Annotated in this window: 7 protein-coding genes; 5 read left to right on the top strand and 2 right to left on the bottom strand. The window is 67.6% G+C overall.

What is annotated here, in order from left to right; translation table 11 throughout:
• The first annotated feature begins 32 nt into the window (after nucleotides 1-32).
• On the top strand, nucleotides 33-3,620 hold the full coding sequence (smc, locus tag FBY36_RS00305) for a chromosome segregation protein SMC (RefSeq protein ID WP_142116808.1): 3,588 nt from the start codon (nucleotides 33-35) through the stop codon (nucleotides 3,618-3,620).
• Nucleotides 3,621-3,719: 99 nt separating this feature from the next.
• Nucleotides 3,720-4,925, top strand: a complete 1,206-nt coding sequence (gene ftsY / locus FBY36_RS00300) for a signal recognition particle-docking protein FtsY (RefSeq protein WP_142116805.1) — start codon at nucleotides 3,720-3,722, stop codon at nucleotides 4,923-4,925.
• A 36-nt stretch (nucleotides 4,926-4,961) separates the two neighbouring features.
• Here ftsY and FBY36_RS00295 read toward each other — a convergent pair whose 3' ends face one another.
• Complete coding sequence (locus FBY36_RS00295; RefSeq protein WP_142116803.1) at nucleotides 4,962-6,203, bottom strand: MFS transporter; 1,242 nt, start codon at nucleotides 6,201-6,203, stop codon at nucleotides 4,962-4,964.
• A 225-nt stretch (nucleotides 6,204-6,428) separates the two neighbouring features.
• Between FBY36_RS00295 and FBY36_RS00290 the strand changes: the two genes are divergently transcribed.
• Nucleotides 6,429-7,781, top strand: a complete 1,353-nt coding sequence (locus FBY36_RS00290; RefSeq protein ID WP_142116801.1) for an ammonium transporter — start codon at nucleotides 6,429-6,431, stop codon at nucleotides 7,779-7,781.
• Nucleotides 7,778-8,116 (top strand): P-II family nitrogen regulator, encoded by a 339-nt coding sequence (locus FBY36_RS00285; RefSeq protein WP_056335370.1) that lies wholly within the window; start codon nucleotides 7,778-7,780, stop codon nucleotides 8,114-8,116. The genes FBY36_RS00290 and FBY36_RS00285 overlap by 4 nt, the downstream gene beginning before the upstream one ends.
• Nucleotides 8,117-8,224: 108 nt before the next feature.
• Here FBY36_RS00285 and FBY36_RS00280 read toward each other — a convergent pair whose 3' ends face one another.
• The gene (locus FBY36_RS00280) at nucleotides 8,225-9,628 is read right to left on the bottom strand and encodes a glucose-6-phosphate dehydrogenase (RefSeq protein ID WP_142116799.1); all 1,404 of its coding nucleotides are present in this window, start codon (nucleotides 9,626-9,628) and stop codon (nucleotides 8,225-8,227) included.
• An 84-nt stretch (nucleotides 9,629-9,712) separates the two neighbouring features.
• Here FBY36_RS00280 and ffh point away from each other — a divergent pair, with 84 nt between their 5' ends.
• Complete coding sequence (gene ffh / locus FBY36_RS00275; protein WP_142116797.1) at nucleotides 9,713-11,296, top strand: signal recognition particle protein; 1,584 nt, start codon at nucleotides 9,713-9,715, stop codon at nucleotides 11,294-11,296.
• The last annotated feature ends 108 nt before the right edge of the window (nucleotides 11,297-11,404 follow it).

Here is an 11,404-nt window from a genome sequence, read left to right as displayed (position 1 = left end):
TGCCCCACCCGCTCCAGGAGACCAGAAAAGCCTTGCACCTCAAAAGCCTCACCGTCCGGGGGTTCAAGTCCTTTGCCTCTGCCACCACCTTCGACTTTGAACCCGGAGTCACCGCCGTGGTGGGTCCCAACGGATCCGGCAAGTCCAACGTGGTGGACGCCTTGGCCTGGGTGATGGGCGAGCAGGGGGCCAAGACCCTCCGCGGCGGCAAAATGGAGGACGTCATTTTTGCCGGGACGTCCGGGCGCCCGCCCCTGGGACGCGCCCACGTTTCGCTGACCATCGACAACACCGACGGCGCGCTCCCCATCGAATACAGCGAAGTGACCATTTCGCGGACGCTGTTCCGGACAGGCGGCTCCGAATATGCCATCAACGGTGCCGGCTGCCGGCTGCTTGACATCCAGGAACTCCTTTCCGACTCCGGGCTGGGCCGGGAAATGCATGTCATCGTGGGCCAGGGCCAGCTGGACCGCGTACTGCATGCCACCCCGGAGGACCGGCGCGGCTTCATTGAAGAGGCGGCGGGGATCCTCAAGCACCGCCGGCGCAAGGAACGGACGGTCCGGAAGCTGGAGGCCATGCAGGCCAACCTCCAGCGACTTACGGACCTCACCGGGGAAATCCGCCGCCAGCTGACGCCCCTTGGAAGACAGGCGGAAGTGGCCCGCCGTGCCCAGCGCGTCCAGTTCGACGTCAGGGATGCCCGGGCCCGGCTGCTCGCCGATGACCTCGTCCAGCTGCAGCAGGCGCTGGAGCAGGACGTGGCGGACGAGGCCGCGCTCAAAGCCCGGCGGACCGCCGTCGAGGAGGAACTCGAAGCCGGGCGCAGGCAGCAGGCAGCGCTGGAGCAGCTGGCAGCCGAAGCCACGCCCCGCCTCAACGCCGCCCGGGACACGTGGTACCGGCTCTCCACTGCACGCGAACGTCTTCGGTCGCTCGGTTCGCTGGCCACCGAACGCAGCCGCCTGCTGGGTTCCGAAGACACCGTGGCGCCTTCCGGGCGGGATCCCGAACAGCTCGAGCGCCAGGCAGCCAGGGTGCGGCAGGAGCTGGCCGAGCTCGAACAGGACATCCAGTCCAGGCGCGCCGCACTGGACACCGCCAGCACCGCCAAGGCGGAAGCAGAGCAGGCAGCCCAGGCAGAGGACCGGCGGCTCACGGCGCAGCTCCGGGCGGCAGCGGACCGGCGGGAGGGCCTGGCCCGCCTGGCCGGACAAGTAGCCGCCGCCAGGTCCCGGGTGGAGTCCGCGCAGGCGGAGCTGGGCCGGCTGCGGGAGTCCCTTGCCGCCGGCACGGAACGGCGTGCCCGTGCCCAGGCCGAGTTCACCGCACTGGAAAACCAGGTGGCCGGCGTGGAAGAAGGGGAGGAGTCCCTCGACGCCGACTATGAGGCTGCCAGCGAAGCACTGGACACCGTCCTCCAGGAGATCGCCGGCCTCAAGGCCGCGGTCAATGAGGGAGTCCGCAAGCGGGACGCCCTCGCCGCCCGGCTCGAGGCTCTCAAGCTCGGACTGGACCGCAAGGATGGGGCCCGGCATGTGCTGGAGTCCGGGATGCCGGGAGTGCTGGGCACCCTGGCAGCCGGGATCACGGTGCAAGGCGGTTACGAGGCGGCGATCGCCGCCGCGCTGGGGGAAGCATCCGAGGCAGTCCTGGTCCAGGACGGGGACACGGCGGCCGCAGTCCTGCAGGTACTCAAGGACGACGACGCCGGGCGGGCGTCGCTGCTCCTGGCATCGGCCGCGGCGGTCCACCGGGAGGACGGGCAGGAGGTGCCGCTGCCGGACGGCGCGCAATGGGCCGCCGACCTGGTGGACGGGCCTGCGGGGCACATCCCGCTGGTCCGGCACCTGCTGTCCGGAACCGCCGTCGTCACCGGCATTGATGCCGCGGCAGCGCTCGTGGCCTCGCAGCCCGGGCTCACGGCCGTCACCCGCGAAGGGGACGTGTTCACCGCTGTATCCGCTGCCGGCGGTTCGGCCAAGGCACCGTCTCTCCTTGAGGTGCAGGCGGCAGTGGACGACGCCGACCGGGGCCTCTCGGCGGTCACGGCGGACCTGGAGCGGAACAGGTTCGCCCTGGCCGCCGCCGAGGCCCGGCGCGCCGAAGCCCAGGAGGCGGCAGACGCTGCCCTGGACAGGCTGCACGAATCCGATGCCCGCCTGGCCGCCGTCGCTGAACGCCTGGGCCACCTCAACTCGGTCCTGCGCAGCGCCGTGGGCGAGAGTGAGCGCCTGGCTGCCTCCCTGGCACGTGCGGGGGAGAACGTTGCCGCGGAGGAGGAAGCGCTCGCCGCCATCACCGCCCGGCTGGCCGCTGCGCAGGAAGCTCCCGTTGAAGAGGAGCCCTCCACCGAACAGCGGGACGCCCTGGCCCATGCAGCTTCCGCCGCCCGCGCTGCCGAGGTGGAGGCGCGGTTGTCCCTCCGCAGTGCCGAGGAGCAGCTGGCCGCCACCGGCAACAGGGTGGCATCCCTTGAGCGGGCCGCCGCCACCGAACGCCGCGCCCGGGAGGAAGCGGCCCAGCGCGCCCGGCGCCGCCGCATCCAGGCCAGGCGTGCCGCCGCGGTATCCGCAGCCGTGGAAATGGCACTGCGGTATGTGGACCTCTCCGTGGACCTCTCCCGGCACGAACGGGACCTGGCCGAGGAAAACCGCGAACAGCGTGACCGAGGGCTGCGGGACATCCGGGAAGCGAACGACGCCCTGGCCCGCGAACTGGCTGACCTCACCGACAACGTGCACCGGGACGAGCTGGCCCGGGCCCGGCAGCGGGCCAGGATCGAGGCGGTGGAAACCCGGTCGGTGGACGAACTGGGCATCACCCCCGAAGCCCTGGTGGCAGAGTTCGGGCCGCACGTCCCGGTACCGGTGCCCGCGGAGGAGACCGGCGACAAGTGGGCAGCACTGCGCGCTCCCGTTGACGCCGGCGGGGAAGAGATCCTGGAAGGGAAGCCCTACGTCCGGCAGGAGCAGGAGAAGCGGCTGCGCAAGGCCGAACGGGACCTCGCCAGTCTGGGCAAGGTGAACCCCCTGGCGCTGGAGGAATTCGCGGCGCTGGAGGAGCGGCACCAGTTCCTCAGCACCCAGCTTGAGGACCTGAAGGCCAGCCGCCGGGACCTGCTGGACATCATCAAGGAAGTGGATGACCGGGTCCAGCGCGTCTTCGCCGAAGCGTTCGAGGACACCCAGGCCCAGTTCGTCCGCGTTTTCGAGCGGCTCTTTCCCGGCGGCGAAGGCCGGCTGGTCCTCACCGATCCGGAGGACATGCTCACCACGGGCATCGAGGTGGAGGCCCGCCCAGCCGGCAAGAAGATCAAGCGGCTGTCTCTGCTGTCCGGCGGCGAGCGGTCCCTCACCGCAGTGGCCCTGCTGGTGGCCATCTTCAAGGCGCGCCCCTCGCCGTTCTACGTCATGGACGAGGTGGAGGCGGCGCTGGACGACACCAACCTCGGCCGGCTGATCACCATTTTCGAGGAACTCCGGGAGTCCAGCCAGCTCATCGTCATCACCCACCAGAAACGGACCATGGAGGTGGCGGACGCCCTGTACGGCGTGACCATGAGGGGCGACGGCGTCTCCACCGTGATCAGCCAGCGCCTGGGCGCTGAGGTGTAGCAGCGGCCGAGGTCCAGCCAGCCGGCGCGCCGCATAGGGGCAGGTCAGGGGCGCAGTTGGCGCCGGAATCGGCAGGGCTGTTTGTGAGAAGCTAGGGGAGTGAATGACATCCTTCCCATTGTCCTGTCCATTCTTGCTGCGCTGGTGGTCATCGGCGGGCTGATTCCGGTCCTGCTCAAGACGCGGAGGAACATCACCCGGTACCCCGGCACCCGCGACGCCAACGACCCGGAGATCCGCTCCGGCGGCAGCACCGCGGTGGCGGACAGAACCGGCACCATAGAACGCGGAACCCCGGCAGGCGTGGACGTCGAAGGGCTGGACACCACCACGGTTCCGGACGACGCTGCCGGGCTGCAAACCATCCCGGTCGAAACCCCGCTGCCCGTCGAGGGACGCCTCATCCGGCTCCGTGAGCGGCTGGTCCGCTCCAACAACATCATGGGCAAGGGCCTGCTGGCGCTGCTCTCCAGCGACCGGATCGACGAGAGCGTCTGGGACGAGGTGGAGGAAACACTCCTGCTCGCGGATCTCGGAACCGAACCCACCATGCAACTGGTGGATGCCCTGCGGGAACGGGTCAAGGTGCTGGGCGCCCGGACCCCCGAACACGTCAAGGCCATGCTCCGGGAGGAACTGATCAAGCTCGTGGACCCCTCCATGGACCGCAGCCTGAATGTCCAGCGGCATGCGGACAAGCCTGCCGTGATGATGGTGGTGGGCGTGAACGGCGTGGGCAAGACCACCACTGTGGGGAAGCTGGCCCGCGTGCTGGTGGCCGAGGACAAGGACGTCCTGCTGGGCGCCGCTGACACGTTCCGCGCCGCCGCCGCCGAACAGCTGGCCACGTGGGGGCAGCGCGTCGGCGTTCCCACCGTGAAGTCGGACATCGACGGCGCCGACCCCGCCTCCGTTGCCTATGAGGCAGTGAAGGCGGGCATTGAGCAGGAAGTGGACGTCGTAATGATCGACACCGCCGGGCGCCTGCAGAACAAAGTGGGCCTGATGGACGAACTGGGCAAGGTCAAGCGCGTCGTGGAGAAGCTGGCCGAGGTGGACGAGGTCCTGCTGGTGCTGGATGCCACCACCGGCCAGAACGGACTGAACCAGGCACGGGTCTTCTCGGAGGTGGTCAACATCACCGGCATCGTGCTGACCAAGCTGGACGGAACCGCCAAGGGCGGCATCGTCGTCGCCATCCAGAAGACCCTCGGCGTGCCCGTCAAACTCATCGGTCTGGGCGAAGGCGCGGACGACTTGGCCCCGTTCGACACCGAAGGCTTTGTCGACGCCCTGCTGAATTAGCAGGGCGGCCCGGAAGCCGGAAGCCCGCGGGGAAGGCTAGGCAGCGGCCGTCCGCAAGGATTCCCGCGTGGGCAGCCAGCCGGCGGCGGCCAGGAGCATGACGCCGCCGGTCACGCCGAAAGCCCAGCCGAAGCCCAGCCGGTCCGCGAGCAGCCCGGCCGCCACCGGGCCAACGATCGCTCCGACGTCGGACGTCATCTGGTAGACGGCCAGCACCTTGCCGCCGGAACGTGTGTTGCCAACGACGTCCGCCACGGCGGCCTGCTGGGCCGGACCGAAAAGGCCGGACCCGACGCCGGCAAGCGTCGATGCCGCAAGAAACCAGGGCAGGTCGGAAGTAAAGCCGATCGCCGCAGTTGAGACGGCTGCCACCAGCAGGCCGGAGATCATCATGGGCTTGCGTCCCAGCGAGTCCGCCAGCCGCCCCGAAAAGGTGAGTGCGGCTGCATTCCCGGCAGCAAACACGGCCAGCGCCAGTCCGGCCGCCTGTGGGCCTGCCCCGAAGGCGGCCGCGGCGAACAGCGGCACCGTTGCCATCCGGACGCCAAACGTGGCCCAGCCGTTGGCAAAGCTGGACAGGAGGGCCGACCGATAGGTTCCGGCTGCCAGGGCTTCGCCAAAGCGCATGTCCGGTGGACGGTGCTGGGCCTCGCCCCCGTCCCGGCGTTGATGGCTGAGCTGGGTCTGCACCACGAACGCGGCAACCAGCAGGGCTGCCGCGTAGGCAAGGAACGGGACCCGCAGGCCCAGCCCTGCCAGCAGCCCGCCCACAATCGGCCCGCACACATTTCCGATCAGGAAAGCGGACGCATAGGCTCCTGACACCCTCCCCCTGCTCTTGGGCGGCGCCAGCCGGACCACCAGGGCCATCGACGCCACCGTGAACATCACGGACCCGGCTCCGCCGAGGCCGCGGAACAGCAGCAGCTGCCAGTAGTCCTGCGCGAACGCGCATGCCGCCGTGGACAATGCGACGATCAACAGCCCTGCCACATAGACCGGACGCTCTCCGCGCTTGCCGATCAGGGCGCCGCCGGCGGGCGCGAACGCCAGGCGCATGAAGGCAAAAATTGCCACAATGACCGCAGCCTCGGTGTTCCCCACCCCGAAGGTTGTTGCGAACTGGGGCAATACAGGCGCAACGAGCCCGAATCCAAGCGCAATGAGGAACGCGGCGGCCAGCATCACCTTGATGTCGCGGGGAAGCTTCTCCCGCTGCGGCCTAAGCCGGGCCAGAAACCTCGAGGTGGCGCCGCTTTCGCGGGGTGTTGCCGTCATGATGCAGGAGTCCTTGCAGGAAAGGGAGCCGGGTGGCTGCGCGGGTGCGGAAACATAACCGTAACAAGGCGGATATGCACCATTTACTTCCTAGAGGTTGTTGTAACAGGCCGGCAATCTAAATCCTCCGCGGGCGAAACACGCCGCCCACAGACTCTTTACAGGACGCAAAAGGCGTTGGCAGGCGGAGTACTCCGCAAGATTCGATGAGAGAGGACGTGCACCATGGAACTTACCGCAGGTCACGTTTGGGTCATGGTGGCGGCAGCCCTTGTGCTGTTCATGACACCCGGTCTGGCATTTTTCTACGGCGGCATGACCCGCGCCAAGGCAGCCCTGAACATGATGATGATGAGTTTCATCTCCATCGGCATGGTGGGCGTTGTCTGGGTGCTGTGGGGCGCCTCCATGAGCTCCGGTGAAGGATTCCTGGAAATCGTGGGCAACCCGTTCGCCACGTTCGGCCTTGAGGGCATCACCACCCCCGACGGTCTGATCAAGGTGGGCTACGCCGCCACCTTCGCCATCATCACGGTGGCATTGATCAGCGGCGCCATCGCCGACCGCGCCAAGTTCGGCGCCTGGTCCGTCTTCGTCCCCGTGTGGGTCACCCTGGTGTACTGCCCGCTGGCCTACATGGTGTGGGGCGGCGGTCTCTTCGGCCCCGAAGGAGCCATCGGCAAGGCCCTGGGCCCCGCCATCGACTTCGCCGGCGGTACCGTGGTCCACATCAACGCAGGTGTGGCAGCGCTCGTCCTCGTACTGATCATTGGCAACCGCAAGGGCTTCGGCAAGGACCCGAACCACCGCCCGCACAACATCCCGTTCGTCATGCTCGGCGCGGCCATCCTCTGGTTCGGCTGGTTCGGTTTCAACGGCGGTGCTGCCACCACCGCTGAACAGGGCGGCCTGATCTGGATCAACACCCTCGCAGCCCCGGCCGCGGCCATGCTCGGCTGGCTGGTCACCGAACGCATCCGCGACGGTCACCCCACCTCCCTGGGCGCAGCCTCCGGTGTTGTTGCGGGCCTCGTGGCCATCACCCCCGCCTGCGCCAACGTCAGCCCGGTCGGAGCCCTCGGCCTCGGCGTGGTGGCCGGTGTAGCCTCCGCCCTGGCAGTCGGCCTGAAGTTCCGCTGGGGCTTTGATGACTCGCTGGACGTCGTCGGCGTCCACCTGGTTTCGGGCATCATCGGCACCGTGGCCCTGGGCTTCATCGCACTGCCAACGGACGGTGCCGGCGGCGGACTCTTCTACGGCGGCGGACTGACCCAGCTCTGGGCGCAGCTCGCGGCAGCCGGTATCGCCATCGCGTACTCCGCGGTCCTGACGGCCATCATTGCGCTGGCCATCCACAAGACCATGGGCTTCCGGGTTTCGCAGGAACAGGAAACGGTGGGTGTGGACCTCAGCCTGCACGCCGAGACTGCCTACGAGTTCGGCCTGAGCGGCCACGGCGGAAGCTTCCAGCCGCTGCACGACATGATCACGGGCAAGGGCCAGGGCGAGCCGGTCCAGGCGGCGCCGGGTGCACAGAAGTCACAGTCAGCAACAGGTAAGGAAAGCGTGGGGGCATGAGACTGATTACTGCAATCATCAGGCCGGAAAAGCTCGAAACCGTCAGGGAAGGACTGGAAGCCTACGGCGTCCAGGGCCTCACCGTCAGCGCAGCCAGCGGATACGGCCGGCAGCGCGGCTACACCGAGGTCTACCGCGGGGCCGAATACAACGTGGACCTCCTGCCCAAGATCCGGGTGGAAGTCCTGGCCACGGACGAGCAGGCCGACGACATCCTGGACGTGATCATTGCCAGTTCCAATACCGGCAGGGCCGGGGACGGCAAGGTCTGGACCATGGACGTCCATGAAGCAGTAAGGGTCCGGACCGGGGAGCGCGGAGTAGCCGCCATCTAGCCAGGACCCATATGCAGAACGGCAAAGCAGGACGGGCGGGAACCGAAAGGTTCCTGCCCGTCCTCTTTGTTGTTAATGGTGCCCTCGCCGCCCCGGGCCGGGAACTATTCAGCCCCTGCGCCGGTTGGTGGGCCATGATGCCGGGCCGGCCGAACCGGCGTCGTACTCTTCAAGCGGGACATCCCCCCGCTCCCACGCCTTGAGCACCGGCTCGACGATCCGCCAGCAGTCCTCCGCGGTGTCGCTGCGGACGGACAGCAACGGGTCGCCGGTCAGCACGCCCTCCAGCACTTCGCCGTAGGGCAGCAGGTCGGAGGCACTCAGTTCTGCTTCCAGGGCCACACGGCCCAGGCTGAAGATGTTTCCAGGCCCGTTGACGTCGACGTCGAACTCCAGCGTGTCGGGGCCGAAGCCGATCCGAAGCTGGTTGGGGGAGTCCACCCCGGTGAAGCCTTGGGGCAGGTGCGGCACCGGCAGGAAAGTAACCACCGCTTCCTTTCGCTTGTCCCCCAGGGCCTTGCCCGAGCGCAGGATGAAAGGCACGCCCTGCCACCGCCAGTTGTCGATGCCCACCTGGATTTCGGCAAGTGTTTCCGTTTCCCGTCCGGGATCCACGCCTTCCTCCCTGGCGTAGTCGGGGACGTCCTTGCCGGCCACGGAACCGGCCGTATAGCGCGCCCTGCGCGTTGATTCAGTGAAGGGGGCTTTGACGCTGCTGGCCCGCAGGACGGTGGAGACGGCATCACGGAGATCGCGCTCGCCGATGGTGGCCGGGGGTTCGATGGCCATGATCGCCATGACCTGCAGGAGATGGCTCTGGATCATGTCGCGGAGGGCCCCGGCGCCGTCGTAGTAGCGCGCGCGGCCTTCCAGGGCCAGGTCCTCGTCAAAGAAGATCTCCACCTTCTCCACGTGCTGCCGGTTCCACACGGGCTCCAGGAAGTTGTTGGCGAACCGCAGGCCCAGGATGTTCAGGACGGTGGCCTTGCCGAGGAAGTGGTCCACCCGGTGGATGTGGTCCTCCGGGACAAGGCGGGCCAAAGTCCGGTTGAGGGACCGTGCGGATTCCTCGCTGGAGCCGAAGGGCTTCTCCATCACCAGGCGGGTGCCTTCCGGGACCTCTTCCGGCTGGAGCGTCCCGCAGGCCGCCTGGCTGATCCTGGGCGGCAACGCAAAGTAGACGGCCACGGGTCCTTCCAGTCCCTTGAGCAGGGATGCGAGGGCACCCTTGGCCGTGACGTCCACCTGGTGGTACACGGTCTCCTTTTGCAGCAGCTCGAGGGCGTCCTTCCCCGGCCTGTCTGATGCGCCGGCTGCACCGGCGAACGATGACTGGACGCGCTCCCGCCATTGTTCCGGCGTCCACGGGTCCGAGCCGGCACCCACCAGGGTGAGGCCCTCCGCGCGCCCTGCAGCGACCAGACGCGCAAGGCCCGGCAGCAGCAGCCGGCCGGTAAGGTCGCCGGAAGCGCCGAGGATGAGCAAAGTCTTCACAGTTGTTTGGCTCGTCATTTTGCCAGCATGCCACCTTGCGTGCCTGACTTGGTACCCTAGATAGTCGAGTCCCGATCATCCACTGAAAGAAGTGCACGGCGCGTGTTCAATTCACTCTCTGACCGGTTGACAGCAACCTTCAAGAATCTCCGCGGCAAAGGCCGCCTCACTGAGGCCGACGTTGATGCCACAGTCCGCGAGATCCGCCGCGCCCTTTTGGACGCCGACGTTGCCGTGCCAGTGGTCCGTGAATTCACCGGACGGGTCCGCGAACGTGCCCTCGGCGCTGAGGTTTCCGCCGCGCTGAACCCCAGCCAGCAGATCGTCAAGATCGTCAACGAGGAACTGCAGGAGATCCTCGGCGGCGAGACCCGCCGGATTCGCCTGGCAAAGAACGGCCCCACTATCATCATGCTGGCGGGCCTCCAGGGTGCGGGCAAGACCACCCTTGCCGGCAAGCTGTCCAAGTGGCTGAAGGCCCAGGGCCACAGCCCCATGCTGGTGGCGTGCGACCTGCAGCGCCCCAACGCCGTTACCCAGCTCCAGGTCGTGGGCCAGCGCGCCAAGGTGCCGGTGTTCGCACCCCACCCGGGCGCCACGTCCTCTGAACTTGAGCACCCCGCAGGTGACCCCGTAGCGGTGGCCCGCGCCGGTGTCGAGGAAGCCCGCCAGAAGCTGCACGACGTCGTCATCGTGGACACCGCCGGCCGGCTCGGCGTCGACGCCGACATGATGGAGCAGGCACGGCAGATCCGCCGCGCCATCGTGCCCAACGAGGTCCTGTTCGTCATCGACTCGATGATTGGCCAGGACGCCGTGAACACGGCGCTTGCCTTCGACGAGGGCGTCAACTTCACCGGCATCGTGCTGTCCAAGCTCGACGGCGATGCCCGCGGCGGTGCCGCCCTCTCGGTCGCGTCTGTGACCGGCAAGCCGGTCATGTTCGCGTCCACCGGTGAAGGCCTGGACGACTTTGAGCTCTTCCACCCGGACCGCATGGCCTCGCGCATCCTCGACATGGGCGATGTCCTCACGCTCATCGAGCAGGCCGAAAAGTCCTGGGACAAGGACGAAGCCGCCCGGATGGCGAAGAAGTTCGCCGACCAGGAGGACTTCACCCTGGATGACTTCCTGGCCCAGATGCAGCAGATCCGCAACATGGGCTCCATGAAGAAAATGCTCATGATGATGCCTGGCGCGCAGAACATCCGGCAGCAGCTTGAGCAGTTCGACGAGCGCGAAATCGACCGCGTCGAGGCCATCGTCCGGTCCATGACCCCGCACGAGCGCGTGGCTCCGAAGATCATCAACGGCTCCCGCCGCGCCCGCATCGCCCGCGGTTCCGGCGTGCACGTCTCGGAGGTCAACGGCCTGCTGGAGCGTTTCGCCCAGGCCCAGAAGATGATGAAGAAGATGGCACAGGGCGGAATGCCGGGCATGCCCGGGATGCCGGGAATGCCCGGAGCCGGCGGCGGCGCGCGGAAGAATGCCAAGAACGCGCCCAAGAAGAAGGCAAAGTCGGGCAACCCGGCCAAGGCCGCCCAGGAGCGCAAGGACGCCGAAGCCCGGCGTGCCAACGCCGCCAAGGCACTGCCTACGGGTGCCGCGTTCGGGCAGCAGTCGGGAGACTTCGATCCTTCGCAGCTGAACCTTCCCAAGGGTTTCGACAAGTTCCTCGGCAAATAACAGCCCAACCCAAGTAACTCGCAATTAACGCTCCGAAACACGCCTTTCAGTGCGTTAACTGCGAGTCACTTGGGATGGGGTCCGGCGGGATACCGGTGCCGTGGAATA

The organism is Arthrobacter sp. SLBN-122, assembly GCF_006715165.1.
In the GTDB taxonomy this organism is placed as follows: domain Bacteria; phylum Actinomycetota; class Actinomycetes; order Actinomycetales; family Micrococcaceae; genus Arthrobacter.
Note: the sequence above shows the minus strand (reverse complement) of the source record. Positions and strands in the feature narration are given on the sequence as shown.

Coding starts and splice junctions, on each gene's coding strand:
- FBY36_RS00285 (WP_056335370.1), top strand. CDS start 7,778: ATGAGACTGATTACTGCAATCATCAGGCCGGAAAAGCTCGAAACCGTC.
- FBY36_RS00280 (WP_142116799.1), bottom strand. CDS start 9,628: ATGACGAGCCAAACAACTGTGAAGACTTTGCTCATCCTCGGCGCTTCC.
- FBY36_RS00295 (WP_142116803.1), bottom strand. CDS start 6,203: ATGACGGCAACACCCCGCGAAAGCGGCGCCACCTCGAGGTTTCTGGCC.
- FBY36_RS00290 (WP_142116801.1), top strand. CDS start 6,429: ATGGAACTTACCGCAGGTCACGTTTGGGTCATGGTGGCGGCAGCCCTT.